This window comes from Serratia sp. OLAL2 (assembly GCF_002752475.1).
Classification (GTDB): Bacteria; Pseudomonadota; Gammaproteobacteria; order Enterobacterales; family Enterobacteriaceae; genus Serratia; species Serratia bockelmannii.
In genome coordinates, this window is record NZ_MSTL01000005.1 from 1 (window position 1) to 20,813 (window position 20,813).

General features: G+C 60.5%; 17 protein-coding genes and 6 tRNA genes. 8 read left to right on the top strand and 15 right to left on the bottom strand.

Annotation, left to right across the window (positions count from 1 at the left end):
• Window positions 1-396 precede the first annotated feature (396 nt).
• The 8 genes from BVU99_RS05615 to BVU99_RS05650 form a co-directional block, all read right to left on the bottom strand.
• On the bottom strand, window positions 397-1,203 hold the full coding sequence (locus tag BVU99_RS05615; RefSeq protein WP_099816965.1) for an ABC transporter ATP-binding protein: 807 nt from the start codon (window positions 1,201-1,203) through the stop codon (window positions 397-399).
• A 17-nt stretch (window positions 1,204-1,220) separates the two neighbouring features.
• Window positions 1,221-2,258, bottom strand: a complete 1,038-nt coding sequence (gene fepG, locus BVU99_RS05620) for an iron-enterobactin ABC transporter permease (RefSeq protein ID WP_099816966.1) — start codon at window positions 2,256-2,258, stop codon at window positions 1,221-1,223.
• On the bottom strand, window positions 2,258-3,313 hold the full coding sequence (gene fepD, locus BVU99_RS05625) for a Fe(3+)-siderophore ABC transporter permease (RefSeq protein ID WP_049209335.1): 1,056 nt from the start codon (window positions 3,311-3,313) through the stop codon (window positions 2,258-2,260). The genes fepG and fepD overlap by 1 nt, the downstream gene beginning before the upstream one ends.
• Window positions 3,314-3,527: 214 nt before the next feature.
• A complete protein-coding gene (gene fepB, locus BVU99_RS05630) occupies window positions 3,528-4,535 on the bottom strand; it encodes a Fe2+-enterobactin ABC transporter substrate-binding protein (protein ID WP_099816967.1) in 1,008 nt (335 codons plus the stop codon).
• A 207-nt stretch (window positions 4,536-4,742) separates the two neighbouring features.
• Window positions 4,743-4,818 (bottom strand) — tRNA-Lys (locus tag BVU99_RS05635).
• A gap of 7 nt (window positions 4,819-4,825) precedes the next feature.
• A tRNA-Val gene (locus BVU99_RS05640) sits at window positions 4,826-4,901 on the bottom strand.
• 38 nt (window positions 4,902-4,939) lie between these two features.
• Window positions 4,940-5,015: transfer RNA gene (locus BVU99_RS05645), tRNA-Val, on the bottom strand.
• 28 nt (window positions 5,016-5,043) lie between these two features.
• Window positions 5,044-5,119: transfer RNA gene (locus BVU99_RS05650), tRNA-Val, on the bottom strand.
• Window positions 5,120-5,413: 294 nt separating this feature from the next.
• Between BVU99_RS05650 and gltX the strand changes: the two genes are divergently transcribed.
• Entirely contained in the window at window positions 5,414-6,829 is a 1,416-nt protein-coding gene (gltX, locus tag BVU99_RS05655) for a glutamate--tRNA ligase (RefSeq protein WP_025303764.1), read from the top strand.
• A gap of 67 nt (window positions 6,830-6,896) precedes the next feature.
• Here the strand turns inward: gltX and BVU99_RS05660 are convergent, their stop codons facing one another.
• A complete protein-coding gene (locus BVU99_RS05660; protein WP_043143749.1) occupies window positions 6,897-7,682 on the bottom strand; it encodes a formate/nitrite transporter family protein in 786 nt (261 codons plus the stop codon).
• Between the two features lie 308 nt (window positions 7,683-7,990).
• Between BVU99_RS05660 and BVU99_RS05665 the strand changes: the two genes are divergently transcribed.
• Together BVU99_RS05665 and BVU99_RS05670 are read left to right on the top strand one after the other, a co-directional pair.
• A tRNA-Ala gene (locus tag BVU99_RS05665) sits at window positions 7,991-8,066 on the top strand.
• A gap of 60 nt (window positions 8,067-8,126) precedes the next feature.
• Window positions 8,127-8,202, top strand: a tRNA-Ala gene (locus BVU99_RS05670).
• Between the two features lie 118 nt (window positions 8,203-8,320).
• On the opposite strand, the gene BVU99_RS05675 is transcribed toward BVU99_RS05670, so the two are convergent.
• Window positions 8,321-9,508: a NupC/NupG family nucleoside CNT transporter gene (locus BVU99_RS05675; protein WP_004936373.1), complete on the bottom strand. Its 1,188-nt coding sequence runs from the start codon at window positions 9,506-9,508 to the stop codon at window positions 8,321-8,323.
• Between the two features lie 377 nt (window positions 9,509-9,885).
• Between BVU99_RS05675 and BVU99_RS05680 the strand changes: the two genes are divergently transcribed.
• A complete protein-coding gene (locus BVU99_RS05680; protein ID WP_025303762.1) occupies window positions 9,886-11,121 on the top strand; it encodes an Nramp family divalent metal transporter in 1,236 nt (411 codons plus the stop codon).
• Between the two features lie 41 nt (window positions 11,122-11,162).
• Here BVU99_RS05680 and BVU99_RS05685 read toward each other — a convergent pair whose 3' ends face one another.
• Complete coding sequence (locus BVU99_RS05685; RefSeq protein ID WP_025303761.1) at window positions 11,163-11,573, bottom strand: DUF2502 domain-containing protein; 411 nt, start codon at window positions 11,571-11,573, stop codon at window positions 11,163-11,165.
• 223 nt (window positions 11,574-11,796) lie between these two features.
• The gene (gene mgrA / locus BVU99_RS05690; RefSeq protein ID WP_099816968.1) at window positions 11,797-12,786 is read right to left on the bottom strand and encodes an L-glyceraldehyde 3-phosphate reductase; all 990 of its coding nucleotides are present in this window, start codon (window positions 12,784-12,786) and stop codon (window positions 11,797-11,799) included.
• A gap of 188 nt (window positions 12,787-12,974) precedes the next feature.
• Here mgrA and BVU99_RS05695 point away from each other — a divergent pair, with 188 nt between their 5' ends.
• A complete protein-coding gene (locus BVU99_RS05695) occupies window positions 12,975-14,636 on the top strand; it encodes a thiamine pyrophosphate-binding protein (RefSeq protein WP_099816996.1) in 1,662 nt (553 codons plus the stop codon).
• Here the strand turns inward: BVU99_RS05695 and BVU99_RS05700 are convergent.
• Complete coding sequence (locus tag BVU99_RS05700; RefSeq protein WP_099816969.1) at window positions 14,633-15,502, bottom strand: LysR family transcriptional regulator; 870 nt, start codon at window positions 15,500-15,502, stop codon at window positions 14,633-14,635. The genes BVU99_RS05695 and BVU99_RS05700 overlap by 4 nt on opposite strands.
• A 96-nt stretch (window positions 15,503-15,598) precedes the next feature.
• On the opposite strand from BVU99_RS05700, the gene BVU99_RS05705 reads away from it, so the two are divergent.
• A complete protein-coding gene (locus BVU99_RS05705; protein ID WP_016926809.1) occupies window positions 15,599-16,051 on the top strand; it encodes a multidrug/biocide efflux PACE transporter in 453 nt (150 codons plus the stop codon).
• 66 nt (window positions 16,052-16,117) lie between these two features.
• Window positions 16,118-16,810 carry an aspartate/glutamate racemase family protein gene (locus BVU99_RS05710; RefSeq protein ID WP_099816970.1) on the top strand — a complete coding sequence of 231 codons (693 nt, stop codon included), beginning with the start codon at window positions 16,118-16,120 and terminating at the stop codon, window positions 16,808-16,810.
• Here BVU99_RS05710 and BVU99_RS05715 read toward each other — a convergent pair.
• A complete protein-coding gene (locus BVU99_RS05715; RefSeq protein WP_099816971.1) occupies window positions 16,807-18,054 on the bottom strand; it encodes an ion channel protein in 1,248 nt (415 codons plus the stop codon). The two genes, BVU99_RS05710 and BVU99_RS05715, sit on opposite strands and share 4 nt — an antisense overlap.
• A gap of 310 nt (window positions 18,055-18,364) precedes the next feature.
• Between BVU99_RS05715 and glk the strand changes: the two genes are divergently transcribed.
• On the top strand, window positions 18,365-19,327 hold the full coding sequence (gene glk, locus BVU99_RS05720; protein WP_025303754.1) for a glucokinase: 963 nt from the start codon (window positions 18,365-18,367) through the stop codon (window positions 19,325-19,327).
• A 70-nt stretch (window positions 19,328-19,397) separates the two neighbouring features.
• Here the strand turns inward: glk and BVU99_RS05725 are convergent, their stop codons facing one another.
• Window positions 19,398-20,627 carry an OFA family MFS transporter gene (locus BVU99_RS05725; protein ID WP_025303753.1) on the bottom strand — a complete coding sequence of 410 codons (1,230 nt, stop codon included), beginning with the start codon at window positions 20,625-20,627 and terminating at the stop codon, window positions 19,398-19,400.
• Window positions 20,628-20,813 lie beyond the last annotated feature (186 nt).

Sequence of the window (20,813 nt, forward strand, 5' to 3'; positions counted from 1 at the left end):
CTTCTCTACCAGAACCTCATAAGCGACAGATTTCCCGGTAGCAGCCAGCTCAGGTGTTGACCTTGGGCGCGCATCACCGGCTGCCGAGCAAGACGGCGTTGTCAGGGTCAACCGGCCAGGGAAGGCCGGTTGAGGCGAGACTAACAGGGACGTTTGTCGCAGCCGACCCGCCCGACAACGCAGACGCGGCGAGGGTATCCGCGTAGCGGACAGATGGTGTTAAGCGAAGGCGCGGGTGGAGGGGCCGCGCTATCGGCCCCTCCAATTGCCGTTCATATTGGCCACAGAGAAATGCGGACATTTACGGCAATTCCCCAGCACAGAACGCCCAGAGGCTGGATAAAAAAATGCCACTCAGGCTTAAGTGAGCGGCATTGCGGGGTAACCCGGCCTTTTTCATGCGTGCGGCGCGTCGCAGTGGTAGCGGCCGCGCGGGATCACCAGCGGCGTGTGGGACAGCGGATCGTCGATGATCATGCACGGCATGCCGAACACCCGTTCCACCAGCTCGGCGGTAATGATTTCCGCCGGGTTTCCCTCCGCCACGATCTTGCCGTCGCGCATGGCGATGATGTGATCGGCATAGCGGCAGGCGTGGTTGAGATCGTGCAGCACCGCGATGAGGGTTTGGCCGCGCTCGCGGTTGAGCTGGCGGAACAGATCCAGCAGCTCTATTTGGTGCGCGATGTCGAGGTAGGTGGTCGGTTCATCCAGCAGCAGCAGCGGCGTTTGCTGCGCCAACGCCATCGCCACCCAGACGCGCTGTCGCTGTCCGCCGGACAGCTCGTCGACGCTGCGATCCGCCAGCTGGCTGACGTTGGTGGCCGCCATGGCGGCTTCCACCGCCTGTTTGTCGGCCTGTGTCCACTGTTTCAGCAGGCTCTGGTGCGGATAGCGGCCGCGCGACACCAGGTCCGCCACGGTAATGCTGTCCGGTGCGATCGAGGTTTGCGGCAGCAGGCCAAGCTCGCGCGCCAGCGCCTTGGTGGCGAAACTGCTGATGTTCTTGCCGTCCAGCATCACCTCGCCGGCGCTGGGTTTCAGCAGGCGGCACAGGGCGCGCAACAGCGTCGATTTGCCGCAGGCGTTCGGCCCGACGATCACCGTGAAAGCGCCGTCGGGGATCGCCACGCTCAAATCGTTAGCGATGATTTTATTGTCGTAGCCCAGCTTCAGGTGCGAGGCGTGCAGGCGGTGGCTCATGGCATTATCACTCTTCATTATCTGCGGGCCTCACGGATGAGCAGCCAAATCAGGTACAGGCCGCCGATGCAGACGGTCACGACCCCGACCGGCAGTTGGATCGGCGCGAAAAGATGTTGGGACACCACGTCGGCGCTGAGCAGCAGCGCTGCGCCCATCAGCGCCGATGACGTCAGGGTGACCGAGGATTGTCCGGCCAGGCGGCGGGCGATCTGCGGCGCCGCCAGCGCGATAAAGGAAATCGGCCCGGCGGTGGCGGTGACGGCGGCGGTGAGGGTAACGCCGAACAGCATCAGCCACAGCCGGCTGCCTTCGGCGTTCACGCCCAGCGCGCGCGCCGTGTCGTCGCCCATTTCCAATAGCTGCAGCCGTTTGCCCATCAGCAGCGCGGCCGCGGCCGCCAGCAGGATGAACGCCGTGGCGGGCTGGGCTTTCTGCCAGGTCATGCCGTTGAGCGAACCGGCCTGCCACATGGCGGCGTCCATGGCGCGCTCCAGCGAAGCGGTGATGATCAGCCAGGTATTGGTGGAGACCAAGACCGCGCTGATGGCGATGCCGACGATGATCAGCCGGAAGCCGGCGATGCCTTGCCGCCAGGCCAGCAGGTAGATGGCCAGCGCGGCGAGAATGCCGCCGGCCAGCGCGCCGCCGGCGATGTAGTAATAGCCGCCGTTGAACAGGGTGATGGCGATCAGCGCGCCGGTGTAAGCCCCCATGTTAAAGCCAATCACGTCCGGGCTGCCGAGCGGGTTGCGGATAATCGACTGGAAGATGGCACCGCTCATGCCGAGCGCGCCGCCTAACAACAGTGCCATGGCGATACGCGGCAAACGCCATTGGGTGACCACGGTGACCAGATTTTTCGGCGCCTCGCCGCTGAGCGCGGCAAAGACCTGTTCCAGCGAAAGTTGCAGCGTGCCGTAGCACAGCGCGGCAACGGCCATCGCCAGGCACAACGCCAGCAGCGAAAGATTGACCAGCAGCAGGCGCAGCGGCATGCGCCAGTTGACGACGCCGTCCGGGCGGCCGATATGCAACGTGTGGGGCAGACTCATTACAGACCCCCCAGTGTTTTCTTGCGGCGCACCAGCCAGATCAGCACCGGCGCACCGATGAAGGCCGCCACGATGGAAACCCGCAGTTCACCGGCCGCCAGCAAGCGGCCGACCACGTCGGCGCACAGCAGTAAAATCGGCGCCAGCAGCATGGAGTAGGGCAGGATCCAGCGCTGGTCGGGGCCGACCCACCAGCGGGCGATATGCGGCACCATCAGGCCGATGAAACTGATTGGGCCGACGGTGGCGGTCGCCGCGCCGCACAGCAGCGTGATGGCGATCACCGCGACAATCTGAGTCAGCACTACGCGCGCGCCGAGCGCGATAGCCAAATCTTCCCCCATACCGATGGTATTCAGCGGCCGGGCGATGAGCAGCGTCAGCAGGCAGCCGAGCAAAATGGCGGGGGCGGTGACCGGCAGCGTGGACAGCGTGCGGATATCCAGCGTGCCGGCCTGCCAGAAGCGCAGTTGGTCAAAGGTTTGCGGATCGATCAGCGACAGCCCGGTGGTGATGCCGAGCAGTACCGCGCCGATCGCCACGCCGGCCAGCGTCAGCCGCACCGGGTTGATGCGCCCACCCGCCAGCGTGCCGATCAGGTAGACCAGCAGGGTGGTGAGGGCAGCGCCGACGAAGGCATAGGCCATATAGCTTTCAGTGGTGGCGGCGCCGAAAAACATGATGCCGATGACCACGGCGAAGCTGGCGCCGGCGTTGATGCCGAGCACGCCAGGATCGGCCAGCGGATTGCGCGTCAATGCCTGAATCAGCGCGCCGGCGGCACCGAGCGCCATGCCGGCTAAAATGCCCGCCAGCGTACGGGGCACCCGGGCGTTGAGAATGATGGTGCTGTCGGAACCGCTCGCGGCGCCCTGCAGGCTGAGCCAGACGGTATGGAAGGGGATGGCCTTGGAACCCAGCATCAGGCTGGCAATGATGCACAGCAGCAACAGCGCCAAACCGATACCGAACCCGGCGAGGCGTTTGAAGCCACTGGCGTAAGCTGCGTGCGGTGCGGACGAAAGCGTCCGCTCAGTCGGAGTGGGTACGTTCACACCGGTAACTCCTGTATGATTTTTATTCTCATTGTTATTTGCGTTCATGCGGGCGCTAATAGTAGCACGAGTTTACGCCCGCATGCACCCGCCGGTTGGTGGCAAAGGTGCGTTGACGATGTTAATAACTATTGATATTTCAATTGATTGAATGTGAACGGTCGCCCCGTTTGCGGAAAGCGTCGGCAGGAGCCTGGCCTGCCGACGGCGTGGTTCAGGGCTTTTTGAACAGCCGTTCGATTTGGTTCAGCATGTTGGTGGCACTGTAATAATCGAGGCGGAAGGTGTCGTTGCCGACGGCATAGACGTGCCGCTGTTCCACCGGCTCCAGATGTTTAAGGAACGGGTTGGTCAGCACCTCTTGCACTTTGCGCTCATTGGTGGCGAACAGGATCAGGGTTTTGCCGTTCAGGCCTTCGGCCATTTTTTCGCCGGAGATCTGGATGATGTCATGGCGTTTACCCATGCTGGCGTTGCCTTTGGCGCTTTCCGGCGGGGTGGCCAATTGGAAGCCAAGCTGGGCCAGCAGCTTGCCCTGGGCGGAGCCCGGTGTCCACAGCATGGCCTCGCGGCCGTTGTCGGCATACACCAGCGGCGTGGTCGGCTGTGGCGGCAGGGTGATCGCCTGCTTCACTTGCTCCACACGCTGTTCGAAACGATCTTCCGCCTGTTTGGCGCCGGCTTCGTGACCGGTGATCTCACCGAGCTCGCTGGCCAGCTGTTGCCAGCTTTTGTCGCCATAATCGAGTACTAACGTCGGCGCAATGGCGGACAGCTGATCGTACAGCTTCAGCGCTGAATCCCCGCCGGTGGCGGCGACGACGATCAAATCCGGCGCGGCGGCGGCGACGGCTTCGGCATTGGGCTCCACCTGATACAGCCGTTCGACGTGGCGCTGTTTGGCCACTTCGCTCCACTGGGTAAAGAAGCCTTGTTTATCGGCCACCAGGGGATTTGGGCTGGTGGCGGCGCTGGCGACCACCGGGGCGTCGATCGCCAGCAGCGTACCGGTGATGGTGACGCTGGTGGACACGATGCGCAGCGGCGGTTTTTCCAGCGTGAACTTCCCTTTGGCGCTATCGATGGTGCGCGGCCAACTGCTGTCGGCAGCGGGGGCGGACGGTTTCTGCCCGTCGCTCTTGTCGTCCGGGCCACAGCCGCTGAGCAACAGGCTGGAAGTGGCGATGAATGCAATGAACAGCTGGCGTAAGGATAGGGTCATGAGCGGGCTCTTTCTTTCCTTGAACTAAGGCGTATCAATCCGGCGGCGGATTGGCTGCGTGGTGGATGCCCGCTAATTTACCATTCAAGCCGCCAAAATGATAACCATTCGTATCTCAGCGCGTAGTGAATACAGAAAGAATAAGGAGATAGGGGCAGTGAGTGAGGCAGAAACGAAAAAAGCGCCAAAAGGCGCTTTTTTCTGAATTGGTGGGTCGTGCAGGATTCGAACCTGCGACCAATTGATTAAAAGTCAACTGCTCTACCAACTGAGCTAACGACCCGCAGAAGTGGTGGGTGATGACGGGCTCGAACCGCCGACCCCCTCCGTGTAAAGGAGATGCTCTACCAACTGAGCTAATCACCCACTTCAGGACTTCCAGGTACTGCTAAGCGAGAGAATGATGGTGGGTGATGACGGGCTCGAACCGCCGACCCCCTCCGTGTAAAGGAGATGCTCTACCAACTGAGCTAATCACCCTCATTCGTTCTCATTTTTCTCAACAAGATGGTGGGCGATGACGGGCTCGAACCGCCGACCCCCTCCGTGTAAAGGAGATGCTCTACCAACTGAGCTAATCGCCCCGTCTTGTTGGAGTCGCATTATAGGGATAGTTCAAAGTGAGTCAACGCTTTTTAAAATGATTTCAATCGTTCGCCGCAAATTTAGGCAGGGCGCGATAATTATCGCCAGCAGCGCCGATTCTTTGCGCGATGCTATGCGAAACTCGCCGCAAAACGCGCGAAATCGACCGGCGCAATATCGTGTCGGCGTTGAGGAATTAGCGCGTGGTGATACAATGTCGTCCACTCTTTTTTCAATTCCGAGCAATCGTCGGCCATCGCCGACACGCGTTGCGTAATAAGGCAGTGAACCCAATGAAAATCAAAACCCGTTTTGCACCGAGCCCGACTGGCTATCTTCACGTCGGCGGCGCGCGTACCGCACTTTACTCCTGGTTGTTCAGCCGCCATGCGGGCGGTGAGTTCGTTCTGCGTATCGAAGATACTGATCTGGAACGTTCGACCCAGGATGCGATCGACGCAATTATGGATGGCATGAACTGGTTGAACCTGGATTGGGATGAAGGTCCGTATTTCCAGACCAAGCGTTTCGATCGCTACAACGCGGTCATCGACGAGATGCTGGAGCAGGGCACGGCCTATAAATGCTATTGCTCCAAGGAACGTCTGGAAGCGCTGCGCGAGAAGCAGATGGAAAATGGCGAGAAGCCGCGTTACGACGGCCACTGCCGCGACAGCCAGTGCAGCCACACCGACGACGAGCCGCACGTGGTGCGTTTCCGCAATCCGCAGGAAGGGTCGGTGATCTTCGACGACAAAATTCGCGGCCCGATCGAATTCAGCAACCAGGAGCTGGACGATCTGATCATCCGCCGCACCGACGGTTCGCCAACCTATAACTTCTGCGTCGTCGTCGATGACTGGGATATGGAAATCACCCATGTGATCCGTGGTGAAGACCACATCAACAACACCCCACGCCAGATCAACATTCTCAAAGCGCTGGGTGCGCCGGTGCCGGAATATGCGCACGTGTCGATGATCCTCGGCGACGACGGTAAAAAGCTGTCCAAACGCCACGGCGCCGTGGGCGTGATGCAATACCGCGACGACGGCTATCTGCCGCAGGCGCTGCTGAACTACCTGGTGCGCCTGGGTTGGTCCCATGGCGATCAGGAGATCTTCTCCATCGATGAGATGAAAGAGTTCTTCACGCTGGAAGCGATCAACAAATCCGCCAGCGCCTTCAACACCGAGAAGCTGCAGTGGCTGAACCACCACTACATCAACCATATGCCGGCGGAAGAAGTGGCGGTGCATCTGGCATGGCACGTTGAGCAACTGGGCATTGAAACCCGCAACGGTCCGGAACTGAAAGACCTTGTCAAGCTGCTGGGCGAGCGTTGCAAGACGCTGAAAGAGATGGCGGAGTCTTGCCGTTACTTCTACGAAGACTTCAGCGAGTTCGACGCCGACGCCGCCAAGAAGCACCTGCGCCCGGTCGCGCGTCAGCCGCTGGAAGCGGTGCGTGCCAAGCTGGCCGCCATCACCGTCTGGACGCCGGAAAATGTGCACGACGCCATTCAGGGCACGGCGGATGAGCTGGGTGTCGGCATGGGCAAAGTCGGCATGCCGCTGCGCGTCGCGGTGACCGGCGCCGGCCAGTCGCCGGGCATGGACGTGACCGTGCATGCGATCGGCCAGAAGCGCTCGCTGCAGCGTATCGATATGGCGCTGGCTTACATCGCCGAGCGTGAAGCCCAGGCCTGATTAGGCTGATACGCCGTAAATGAAAAAGCCCCGTGGAGCGATCCCGGGGCTTTTTTATTGCTTGCTGTCAGGCTTGTTCGCCGGCCGGCAAACCCGGACGGTAGGCGATGAAATACATCAGCCCGACAAAGCCGGCGCCGCCCAGCGCATTGCCGAGAAATACCGCGACGAAATTAGGCAGATACTGTTCCCAACCCATGCCGCCGGCAAAGATGGCCGCCGGGATGATGAACATATTCGCCACCACGTGCTGGAAGCCGATGGCGACAAAAGCCATGACAGGGAACCACATGCCGATCACTTTGCCCGGCACATCTTTGCTGGCGAAGGCTAACCACACCGCCAGGCACACCAGCCAGTTGCAGCCGACGCCGGAAATGAAGGCGTGCAGGAAGTCCGCATCCACTTTGGCCTGCGCGATCGCCAGCGTCTTATGCAAGAACGCGCCTTCGGTCAGGCCCAGCAAATGGCCGAAGAAGTACGCGACGGCCACGCTGCCGGCCAGGTTGGCCAGAGTGACCCAAAACCAGTTGCGCAGCACGGCGATGGCGGGGATTTCGCGGGCAAACCAGGCCATCGGCAAGGTCATCATGTTGCCGGTCAGCAGTTCGCCGCCGGCCAGAATGGTCAGGATCAAACCGATAGGGAAGACCGCGGCGCCCAACAGGGCGCCGAAAGAGCCCCATTCAGCCGGCAGGGTGCCGATGACGTGAATATCCAGCAGGAAGCCGGTGGCGATAAAGGCGCCGGCGAGAAAGCCCAGAATCAACAGATTAGCGAGAGGGGCGCGGCTTTTGTTTACCCCGGCCTGAACGGCGAGGGCGGCGATTTCTTTTGGTGAATGCAAAGACATGACGGACTCGGTTTATAGTAATAAAGTTTATGGCGCGGGCAGTCTATGCCGCTCGGGAGCCCGACTCAAGCGCATTTCGCTAACATTCCGTTAATTAAAAATCAACGTGATATGCAGGGTCTTTTGCTATTTTGAGATGTAGCGCGCAAAATGGATGAACTCTGCACAAACTGATGATTTTTTGGCGCCAAACATGCTGATTTGGCGGCTTTTTCAACGCTTGATTCAGTAATTCAATTTAGCCGTTGACAGCTTTGAATGGGTTTCATATTATGCGCCCCGTTCACAGCACAAAGTGATTGTGGAACGGGGCTATAGCTCAGCTGGGAGAGCGCTTGCATGGCATGCAAGAGGTCGACGGTTCGATCCCGTCTAGCTCCACCAACCTTCTTCTCAGAGAGGTTGGGGAATACCGTAACGCCGGTCAACGCGTACCACTTTTGTGGGGCTATAGCTCAGCTGGGAGAGCGCTTGCATGGCATGCAAGAGGTCGACGGTTCGATCCCGTCTAGCTCCACCACCATTTAAAAAGCCGACCTTAGGGTCGGCTTTTTGCTTTTCGTCATTTATCCTTCGCCGAATGCCAAGCAATAAAAAAGGCGCCCGCAGGCGCCTTGTTATCGTCGTCGGTTCGAGGCTTAGCCCAGCACCAGACCCGCGATGGAAGCGGACAGGATGCTGACCAGCGTAGAGCCGTACACCAGCTTCAGACCAAAGCGCGACACCACGTTGCCCTGGTGTTCGTTCAGGCCCTTGATCGCACCGGCCACGATGCCGATGGAAGAGAAGTTGGCGAAGGACACCAGGAACACCGACAGGATCCCCAGGCTGCGCGGCGACAGCTCGGCAGACACTTTCTGCAGCTCCATCATGGCCACGAATTCGTTGGAAACCAGCTTGGTGGCCATGATGCTGCCGACCTGCAGGGCTTCGTGTTTAGGAATGCCCATGATCCAGGCGAACGGATAGAAGAAGTAACCGAGGATTTCCTGGAAGCTCAGGCCGAAGATAGCGCTGAATACGCCATTGAGCGCGGCGATCAGGGCGATGAAACCAATCAGCATCGCGGCGACGATAATCGCTACTTTGAAGCCGGCCAGGATGTATTCACCCAGCATTTCGAAGAAGCTCTGGCCTTCGTGCAGATTGCCCAGATGCAGCTCTTCTTCTTTATTGGTGTCGTACGGGTTGACCAGCGACAGCACGATAAAGGTGCTGAACATATTCAATACCAGTGCCGCCACCACGAATTTGGCGTCCAGCATGGTCATGTAGGCGCCGACGATAGACATGGACACCGTAGACATCGCGGTTGCCGCCATGGTGTACATGCGCTTTTCCGACATCTTGCCCAGGATATCCTTGTAGGCGATGAAGTTTTCGGATTGGCCCAGGATCAGCGAGCTGACGGCGTTGAACGACTCCAGCTTGCCCATGCCGTTCACTTTCGACAGCACGGTACCGATAATGCGGATGATGAAAGGCAGCACTTTGATGTACTGCAGAATACCGATCAGCGCCGAAATGAAGACGATCGGGCACAGCACCTTCAGGAAGAAGAACGCCAGGCCTTTGTCGCCCATGCCGCCGAACACGAAATCAGTCCCTTGTCCCGCAAACCCGAGCAGTTTGTCAAACAGCGCGGCGAATCCTTTTACGAAGCCCAAACCCGCTTCCGAATGCAGGAAAAAGTAGGCCAGCAGTACTTCGATAACCAGTAATTGAATAACATAGCGAATGCGGATGCTTTTACGATCGCGGCACACCAACAGGGCCAGGATCGCCACCACTACTATCGCCAACGCAAAGTGCGCAATATGGGACATGTTTGCTCCAAATTTGAGGCAGGCTGAATTTCGGCTGTCATTTTATGTAACGCTACGTTTAAAAACGAGACTTCTATTGCAAATATGGAAAATCATAGCGGGAATTCTCCTAAAGTGTTGCGCAAAAGCATAAGAAATCAAGATGTTAACGCAGAGATAGGAAATTCGTATTCTTGTGCTAACCTGTCTTTCAGGGGTATTGCAGCTAAAATCCCATCCCAAAAGCACGGAAATCGGCATGCTTGGTGTCGGACCCTTCGATAAAACCATTAATGTTGGCTATTACAGAGATAAGTTTTACCGCTCTAAATGCGCTTGATAATTATTATCATTTATATAGAGTGGAGATAAACGTAATTTCAGTAAGGGTTCAACATATGCTGAACAGTCGCGTGGTTGAAACCACCCCCGGTCGCTCTGCCAGAAAAATCAAACTCTCGCTGATGGGGCCCGCCTTCATCGCCGCTATCGGCTATATCGATCCCGGTAACTTCGCCACCAACATCCAGGCCGGCGCCTCGTTCGGCTACAGCCTGCTGTGGGTGGTGGTCTGGGCCAACGTGATGGCGATGCTGATCCAACTGTTGTCTGCCAAGCTGGGCATCGCCACCGGGAAAAACCTGGCCGAGCATATTCGCGATCGCTTTCCGCGGCCGGCGGTGTGGGCCTATTGGGTGCAGGCGGAGATCATCGCCATGGCGACCGATCTGGCCGAGTTTATCGGCGCGGCGATCGGCTTCAAGCTGCTGCTCGGGATTTCCCTGTTGCAGGGCGCGGTGCTGACCGGCATCGCCACCTTTTTAATTCTGATGCTGCAAAAACGCGGGCAAAAGCCGCTGGAACGGGTGATTGGCGGCCTGCTGCTGTTCGTCGCCGCCGCTTACATCGTCGAGCTGGCATTCTCTCAGCCGCAGTTTGCGCCGTTGCTGAAGGGGATGGCGCTGCCCGATCTGCCTAACGGCGATGCGGTATTTCTGGCCGCCGGGGTATTGGGTGCCACCATCATGCCGCACGTGATCTATCTGCATTCGTCGCTTACCCAAGTCGGCGGTGAGCACGATAAGGCGGAGCGCTATGCCGCCACCAAAGTCGACGTCGCCGTCGCCATGACCATCGCCGGTTTCGTCAACCTGGCGATGATGGCCACTGCCGCCGCCGCGTTTCATTTCAGCGGCCACAGCGGCATCGCCGATCTCGACGTGGCTTACCTGACGCTGCAGCCGCTGCTCGGGCAAGCCGCCGCCACCGTGTTTGGCCTGAGCCTGGTGGCCGCCGGTCTCTCCTCTACCGTGGTGGGCACGCTGGCGGGGCAGGTGGTGATGCAGGGGTTTGTGCATTTCCATATCCCGCTGTGGCTGCGTCGCGCGGTGACCATGCTGCCGTCGTTTATCGTTATCATGCTGGGAATGGACGCCACGCGCATTCTGGTGCTGAGCCAGGTGCTGCTCAGCTTCGGCATTGCGCTGGCGCTGGTGCCGCTGCTGGCTTTCACCGGTAATCGGGCGCTGATGGGGGAAATGGTCAACGGCCCGCTGGTGCAAAACCTGGGCAAGCTGATCGTACTGGTGGTGGTGGGATTGAACGGCTACCTGCTGATCGGCAGCGTGCTGTAGGCAAAAAAAACGCGGGCCGGCATTACGCCGGCCCGTCGTCGTTAATCGCGGTCGTCATCGCCGTGGCGGCGCCAGCGATCGCGGTCATGATCGTGGTGGTGCTTTTTCTCTTTCTTCCAATGGTGCTTATCGTAATGCTTGTCGTATTTACGATAGCGTCCTTCATGATAGTAATAGTGTTTGCGCCAGTAGTCGCGGTCGCGCCAGCGATAGCCGTCCCAGTAGTAACCGCGACGGCTGCGGTCGCCGAGATAGCGCCCCTGATGGCCTTGCCACCAGTCGCGATCGCGCCAGTCGTAACCGTCCCAGTAACGGCCGCGATTGTCCTGATCGCCGATGCGCAGTGAAACGCCCGGCATCAGATCGATGCTGATCCCTTCGGCGTGTGCTTGCTGTGCGGCGGGCAGTACCGTCGCCGCCAAGATGGCGGCCAAGAGCAGAGGTTTAAACATGGCTTCTCCTTCCCGCTTGCGCGGCTTGGCCGTTTGTCACTTTATGAAGCGCGTTCATCAGTTTAAAAAAGCGGCCTTATCGTTATTTTGCTGCAATATCGGCATCATAGCGCCAGCGCATAGGGTTGAATCTGAGAGCCACTCTGAAAACGGTGCGGGAGGCCAAGATTTGAGATTTTTCTGGAGTCTCGCCGCTCGATTGAGCGGCGGAATTTGTAAGCGATTACAATAAGATTTTCTCGATCTGCGCGAGCTCTTCTTCACTGAAGTGACGATTGGCCAGCATGCCCACCGCGTCTTCTATCTGCGCATTCTTACTGGCGCCGATCAGCACCGAGGTAACGCGATCGCCGCGCAGCACCCAGGCCAGCGCCATCTGCGACAGCTTCTGCCCGCGTTGCCGCGCCAGCGCATCGAGGCGGCGCACCTTGTCCAGCCGCTCGTCGGTCAACTGCTCCGGCTGCAGGAAGCGGCTGCCGCTGGCGGCGCGGGAATCTTGCGGGACGCCGTGCAGGTAGCGGTCGGTCAGCAGGCCGCCCGCCAGCGGCGAGAAGGCGATCGCGCCGACGCCATGCTCCGCCAGCGTATCCAGCAATTCCGCCTCCGGCGTGCGTTCCAACATCGAATACTTGGGCTGGTGGATCACGCACGGCGTACCGAGCCGCTGCAGAATGTCGAACGCCTGCCGCGCGCGCTCGGCCGGGTAGTTGGACAGGCCGACATACAGCGCTTTGCCCTGGCGCACCAACAAATCCAGCGCCGCCATGGTTTCTTCCAGCGGCGTGTCCGGATCCGGCCGGTGGTGGTAAAAGATATCCACATACTCCAATCCCATGCGCTTCAGGCTCTGATCGAGGCTGGCGACCAGGTACTTTTTCGAGCCCCAATCGCCGTAGGGGCCGGGCCACATGGTGTAACCGGCTTTGGATGAGACGATCAGCTCATCGCGCCAGGCCCGCAGATCGGCGTTGAGCATGCGGCCAAAGTTCTCCTCGGCGGCGCCGGGCGGCGGGCCGTAGTTATTGGCCAGATCGAAATGGGTAATGCCGCGATCGAAGGCGCAGCGGATCAGGCCGCGGGCGTTGTCATACAGCGTGGCGTCGCCGAAGTTGTGCCACAGCCCGAGCGAGACGGCGGGCAGCTTCAGCCCGCTGCGGCCACAGCGCCGGTATTCCATATCTTGATAACGCGTAGGGGAGGCTTGGTAGGACATAGTTATCCTTGTCGGCGAGAGGTGAAGTGCTTTGAGTGTATACGTTTCCACACCGCGCTGCCGGGGGAGCGATCACAGCGCCGGCATGTAACGCCAGGTTGCCGTTCGATGCCGGAGCGTTTGTTCGAAATTTGAACGGCATCTTCGATAATTAAGATAATCGCTCCAGCTGCAGACAGGTGATGATCATGACTCAGACCTATACGGTGGCCGATTATCTTCTCGATCGTCTGGCCCAAATCGGCATCCGTCATTTCTTCGGCGTGCCGGGGGATTACAACCTGCAATTTCTTGATCATGTTCTCGCTCATCCGCAAATCAGCTGGGTAGGCTGCGCCAACGAATTGAACGCCGCCTACGCCGCCGATGGCTACGCGCGCTGCAAACCGGCGGCCGCGCTGCTCACCACGTTTGGCGTCGGCGAGCTAAGCGCGTTGAACGGGGTAGCCGGCAGCTACGCCGAATACCTGCCGGTGATCCACGTGGTCGGCACCCCGGCGCAGCGCGCCCAGCGCGCCGGTGATTTGTTGCATCATTCGCTGGGGGATGGCGACTTCACCCACTTCGCCCGGATCGCCAAAGAGGTGACCGTCGCGCAGGCCAATCTGACCGCCGATAACGCCGCGATGGAGATAGACCGCCTGATCGGCGTCGCCTTGCTGGAACATCGCCCGGTTTATCTGATGTTGCCCAGCGACGTCGCGCAGGCGCCGCTGCCGAGTAAACCGGCGCCGCTGATGCTGCGCCAGGCCAAACTGTCGCAGAACGCATTGCAGGCATTTATCGCCGCGGCGCGCGAAAAGCTGCTGTCGGCGCGGCGGGTGTCATTGTTGGCGGATTTCCTGGCCGATCGCTTCGGCGCCGAAGGGGCGCTGGACGAGTGGCTGCAGGAGGTCGACATTCCGCACGCTACGCTGCTGCTCGGCAAGGGCGTGCTGGATGAAAACCGCGCCGGTTTTGTCGGTACCTACTGCGGTGGCGCCAGCGATCCGGCGGTGAAACAGCTTATCGAAAACGCCGATGTGGTGATCAACGTCGGGGTGCGTTTGACCGACACCATTACCGCCGGTTTCACGCATCATCTGCCGGTGGAAAAATGCATCGATATTCAGCCGTTCGAAGCCTGGGTTGGGCGGCGGTGTTTTAGCCGCATCCCGATGCGCGAGGCGGTACAGGCGCTGCATCGCCTGAGTCTGTCGCTGGCGTCGCGTTGGCCGTTGCCGCCGATCGTCCGCCCGGCCCTGCCGGAAGGCAATGGGGAAGGGTTGGATCAGCACGCCTTCTGGCGGCAGATACAGGATTTCCTGCGGCCGGGGGATATCGTGCTGGCCGATCAGGGCACTGCCTGTTTCGGCGCGGCGGCGCTGACGTTGCCTCGCGGCTGCCGGCTGATCGTGCAGTCGCTCTGGGGATCGATCGGCTATACCCTGCCGGCGACGTTCGGCGTGCAGACCGCCGAACCGCAGCGCCGGGCAGTATTGCTGATCGGCGACGGCGCCGCGCAGTTGACCGTGCAGGAACTGGGATCGATGCTGCGCGACGGGCTTAAGCCGGTGATCTTCGTGCTGAACAATCAGGGGTATACCGTTGAACGCGCGATCCACGGGCCGGAGCAACGTTATAACGATATCGCGCGCTGGAACTGGACGCAGCTGCCGTCTGCGTTGGCCGGTGAGCGGCCGGTGAAGGCGTTGCGGGTCAGCGATCCGGACGGATTGCGTCAGGCGCTGCGCGAGGTAGCGGACGACGAACGGCTGGCCTTCATCGAAGTGATGCTGCCGAAGATGGACATTCCGGAACTTCTCGATACCGTCTCCCGCGCCATTCAGGCGCGCAACGCCGCCGCTTAGGGCAGGGTATCGCCCAGTAGGCGCTCCAGCATCCAGAACCCCGCCGGGCCCGGCGGGGTCAGTTTGGACCATACCGCATCCACCGAAATCAGTTTTGGCCAGCCGCGCGGCCGCAGCTGGGTGAGCCTGCCGTGGCCGTATTGCTGCACCAGCCAGTGCGGCAACACCGCCCAACCGAATCCTTGTTCCGCCATTTCCAGCAACAGCAGATAGCTGGGCGCCGACCAGACCAGGCCACCCTGTCTGGCCGCCTCGGCGCCGGTGTAGGTATTGAGGATCAGTTGGCGGGTGCTGGACAATTGCTCTGGCGTCGGCGCGGCGACCTGCGCCAGCGGATGCTGATGGGCGACGAACAGCCCCATTTCGGTCTGCTCAGGCAGCCGGGAGAAGGCGATATCCGGCGGATAACGTTTTTGCACTTCTACCATGCCCAAATGCGCGCGGCCGCTTTGCAGCAGATCGATAACGTCGTCTTCCTCGGCGATCATCCATTCCAGCTCAATTTCCGGGTAGCGCTGTTCGAACAGCTGCATTAACCGATCGTGATGCTTGGGCTGGTAGGTATCGGAAAACACCATGCTCAGGCGCGGTTCAACCTCGCCCGCCAGCTGAATGCTCAGGGCGTCGAGCCGTTCGCTGGCCGCGAGGATCGCCTGTACGTGCCCCAGCACTTTGCGGCCGGCGGCGGTGAGCACCGGCTGGCGCGCGCTGCGATCGAACAGCGTCAATGCCAGGTCGGCTTCCAGATTAGCGATGGCGGTGCTGACGGTGGATTGGCTTTTACGCAGCTTGCGCGCGGCGGCGGAAAATGAGCCGAGGGCGGCGGCTTCCACGAACGCCTGTAACGCTTCCGGTGAATAGTGCATATATCTACTTTATCGATGGAATCTATTTTTAATCTACCCAAAAAAGCGATGATAATCACCTGGCTTTCGCAACAACTGTTGAAAAAAAGGTGATGTATGCAACTGCAAAACAAGTCTCTCATTGAACGTATCGTCCACGCCGTCGGTTTCGAGGCCATCGCCGTGATGGTTTGCGCCCCGCTGGGCGCGTGGCTGCTGAACCGCTCAATGGTGCAGGTCGGTGCGTTGGCGGTGATGCTCTCCACCGTCGCGATGCTGTGGAACATGGTTTACAACACGGTGTTCGACCGCCTGTGGCCGGTCAGCCGGGTGGTGCGTAACCTGAAGGTGCGTGCGCTGCACGCCGTCGGCTTTGAAGCCGGTTTTATCCTGATCGGCGTGCCGATCGCCGCCTGGATGCTGAGTATCTCCTGGGCGCAGGCGTTTATGCTGGAAATCGGTTTCTTCCTGTTCTTCCTGCCGTACACCATGGCCTATAACTGGCTGTACGACACGCTGCGCCAGCGCTGGTTCGAAGCGCGCCAGCCGATCAATTCCGGCGCCAAATAAGGCGTCGTCAGCCCGGCGATTCTCAGGTAAGGTCAGAGGATTGTCGGAAATGCTGAGGAACGAAGGATGAAAGTGTTGGGTCTGCTGGGCGGCATGAGTTGGGAATCCACCATTCCGTATTACCGCACCATCAACGAGCAGGTAAAGGCGCGCCTCGGCGGGCTGCATTCGGCCAAAATCGTGCTCTACAGCGTCGATTTTCAGGAAATTGAACGCTTGCAGCATCAGGGCGATTGGGATGGTGCCGGCCGGCTGCTGGCCGAGTCCGCCGTGGCTTTGCGCGCCGCCGGCGCCGAAGCCATCGTGATCTGCACCAACACCATGCACAAGGTGGCGGAGGCGGTCGAGCAGGCCAGCGGCCTGCCGCTGATTCACATCGCCGACGCCACGGCGCTGCAGGTGCGGGAAAAAAACATTCGCCGCGTCGGGCTGCTGGGCACGCGTTTTACCATGGAGCAGACCTTCTACCGCGGCCGCCTGCAGGAATTGCACGGCATTGATGTGGTGACGCCGGTCAGCGCCGATCGTGACATCGTGCACCGCATCATCTATGACGAGCTGTGCCTCGGTAACATTCGCGACGCCTCGCGCGATGAGTATCGCCGGATCATCAGCGATCTGGAGCAACAGGGCGCGCAGGGGATTATTTTCGGCTGCACCGAGATAGGGTTGTTGGTGAGTGAGCGGGATGCGTCGGTGCCGGTGTTCGACACCACCGCGATCCACGCCCGCGCTGCCGCCGCGTTCGCGCTGGACTAATCGTCGTGCGGCGGTTGCCGGCGGTTCACCAGCATCAGCGGTTTGCCTGCCAGCGTCAGCCAGGCGGGCAGCATCACGATGCATAAGACGGGCAGCAGGTGCAGATCCGGCACCACCGCCACTGCCATGAACAGGCTGAGCCAGCCGTCGCGCGTGACCACCAGCACCAGCCCCATAATGGCGCAGGAGACGGTGATCGCCGCCGGCACCGCCGGAACGTGCTGGTGCAGCATCAGCCCCAGCGCCACCCCGACGAACACCGCCGGGAAGATGCGCCCGCCGCGAAAGCCGCTGGCGGCGGCGATCACCAGCGCCGCCAGCTTGGTCAGGGTAACGGTCAACAGCGCCGGCACCGAATAGTTGCCGTCTGCCGCGAGGCGCTTCATTTCATCCAGCCCTTTGAACAGGGTAATCTCTCCGCCCACCAGCGCCAGCAGGCCCAGCACAAAGCCACCCAGTCCTAACATCAACACCGGATTCTTCATCGAATGGAACAGGCGGTGAACGTGTGGGAAGCACCACAGCGCCACCATGCCGAGCGCGATGGCGATCAGCGCTACGATGGCGCCGCTGAAGATGTCCGGCAGTCGCGTTACGTCGTAGGCGTCGAGCTGCAGGGCGAAATTGGGTACGAAGAACATCTGGGTGGTGACCGCGCCGGCGGCGGCGGCCACCAGCGGGGCGAACAGCCGATCCCACAGCGGCGTTTCGTTATTGCCCGCCAGGGTTTGCGAGAAGATCAGTGCGGCGGCGACCGGCGTGCCGAACATCGCGCCGATGGTGCCCGCGGCCGCCAGGATGATCCAGTCCATGCGCGGCACCTTCGGCAGCAGGCGCGCCCCCGCCGCCGCCACCAGCGCGATATTGATGGCGGTGATCGGGTTTTCCGGCCCCAGGCTGACGCCGCCGGCCAGGCCGACGATCAGCGCCAATCCCAGCCCCGGCAGGGCGGAGAGCGGCAGCGGCATGCCGATCAGCGATTCCGTCGCCGGATCCGGCCCGGCGTGGCCCGGCATGTAGCGCACGATCAGGCCGACCACCACGCCGGTCAGCGTCAGCATGCCGAGCGGCCACCAGGGTGCCTGGGCGTCCAGGCTCAGCGCGTCGGGCAGCGTCACCCACAGCCATTGCTGCAGCGTAGCGGCGACTTTCATCATCAATAGCAGCACCAGACTGGAGGCGGAACCGATAATCAGCGCAGGCAAAGCAAAGGCCAACATGGCATTGGCGCGCGGATGCAGCATGGATAATCCCTTGTCGATGCCTCCATGCAGGGCAGGGAGAGCGGGTGGTTGGGCAGTGGCCACAGCTTGCCAGACTATCGGCGAGCAGGCACGCATTGATATTGCCCGGCGTCGATGACGGTTAACAGTCGCGGCGGCGCGTTTTTTGCCGCAATTTGTTTCAAATCGCGGCATCACGGGCAAGCTGAAACGTTTTTTGTGATCCGGATCGCTATTGGGGCGCAGATCCGAGGCGGGTGATTGTTGTTTTCGCAGCAGGATTTTACAGTGTGGGCAGCTTTTTATTTTTCATTTTGCGGAGACGAAATCAATGACCTATGCCCTCGTGGGTGATGTTGGCGGCACCAATGCCCGCCTGGCGTTGTGCACTGTTGCGACGGGTGAGATTACCCAGGCGAAAACCTATTCCGGCCTGGAGTTCGACAGCCTGGAGGCGGTGATCCGCCACTACCTGAAAGCGTGCGATATCGAGGTGCAGGACGCCTGTATCGCGATCGCCTGCCCGGTGACGGAAGACTGGGTGGCGATGACCAACCACAGCTGGGCGTTCTCTATCAAAGAAATGAAGGCCAACCTGGGGTTGAGTCATCTGGAAGTGATCAACGATTTCACCGCCGTCTCGATGGCGATCCCGATGCTCTCGCCGGACGACGTGCTGCAGTTTGGCGGCGGCGATGCGCAGCCGGGCAAACCGATCGCGGTGTACGGCGCCGGCACCGGGCTGGGTGTTGCCCACCTGGTGCAGGTCGATCGCCGCTGGGTCAGCCTGCCGGGCGAGGGCGGCCATGTCGATTTCGCCCCGAACAGCGAAGAAGAAGACATTATTCTGGAGGTGCTGCGCGGTGAAGTGGGGCACGTTTCCGCCGAGCGCGTGCTGTCCGGGCCGGGCCTGGTCAACCTGTATCGCGCCATCGTCAAGGCGGACAACCGCCTGCCGGAGAAACTGGAGCCGAAGGACATTACCGAGCGGGCGCTGGCGGACAGCTGCATCGACTGCCGCCGTGCGCTGTCGCTGTTTTGCGTGATCATGGGGCGCTTCGGCGGCAACCTGGCGCTGAATCTGGGCACCTTTGGCGGCGTGTACATCGCCGGCGGCATCGTGCCGCGCTTTATGGAATTCTTCAAGGCCTCGGGCTTCCGCGCCGCTTTCGAAGACAAGGGGCGCTTCCGCGACTATGTGCGAGACATTCCGGTGTTCATGATAACCCATGGCCAACCGGGCCTGCTGGGGGCCGGCGCGCATCTGCGCCAGACGCTGGGCATGCAGCTGTAAGCAATGCGGCGGCACGATAAAAAAAGGGGCGCAATCCGCAGATTGCGCCCCTTGTCGTTTTCGTGGGGTATCAGGCTTTGGCCAGCTCCGCCGTTTGGGCGGTTTCTACCGTTTCCGCTGCCACCGCCTTCGGCGCTTTGATGAACAGCGTAATCAGCAGAGAAGCGGCGGACAGGACGCCAATCACCATAAAGGTGGCGTGGAAGCCGCCGAAGTATTTGGCGACGAACGAACCGGCCAGCGCGCCCAGGCCGAAGCCCTGGTAGATGATGCCGTAGTTCTTGCTGTGGTTTTTCAGGCCGAAGAAGTCGCCGACAATCGCCGGGAACACGGTGATGTTGCCGCCGAAGCAGAAGGCCACCGCGCCGACGCAGATGAAGAACAGCGTGTGGTTCAGGGTCATGAAGCTCAGGGCGACAATCGCCAGCACGGTAACCAGCATGGTGAAGCTGATGACGCGCATGCGGCCCACTTTATCGGACAGCGTACCCAGGATGATGCGGCCGGCGGTGTTGAAGATGGCGACGGCGGATACGGTGTTGGCGGCGGTGGCCAAGTCCATCCCGGCCAGTTGAACGCCCATGTCTTTCACGATGCCAATCAGATACAGACCGCTCATGCAGGCAGCGAAGAAGATGGTGAACAGCAGGTAGGCTTCTTTGGTGGCCAGCATCTGACGCACGCTGTAGTCGTTACCCAGACCGTTGGCGCCTGGCTGTGCGGCGTTGGTCGCCAGCACCGGCTCTTTCAGCAGCAGGGAGCCGACGACGATCAGGCCCATCACGATGGCACCCCAGTAGAAGAAGGCACCGGAAACGCCGACGTCGGCGATCAGGGCGGCGTTGACGTATTTGAACAGCAGGCTACCGCTGCCGAAGGCGCCGACGGAGATGCCGGAAATCAGGCCTTTGTTGGCGGGGAACCACTTAATCAGGTTGGACAGGGTGGAGATGTAGGCGATACCGACCGCAAAGCCCACCACCACGCCGGCCAGCAGGTAAATCATGTCAAGCGAGCTGACGTGGGCGCTGGCGATGAGACCCAGGCCGACCAGGATGCCGGAACACAGCGTCAGATTGCGGATGCCGAAGCGTTCTTGCAGCTTGCCGGCGAACAGCGTGGCGAAGGCCAGGAAGAAGCTGGTGATGGAGAAGGTGGTGGCAACGTCTGCCAGCCCCCAGTGGAACTTGTCGACCAGCGGCTGGTTGAACAGGCTCCAGGTGTAGATGGTGCCCAGACCCATCTGACAGATGATGGTGCCGAGAACGATTAAGCTGCGATTTGCCGGTTTGGTGTTCATGGCCGGTCTCCTTCCTATGTGTGCGTTGCCGGGCGTGAGCCGTTGGCTGAAATTTGCGGGGTGAATCTGTGTTCCCGCGGTATGGGCTTATTATATGGCCGGCTCCTCCGGCGGGCGGCGGATTGGGAATGAGTTGCACGACGGAAGGAATGAAATGCATGTTATGCGGCGTGAGTTGCCGTTTTT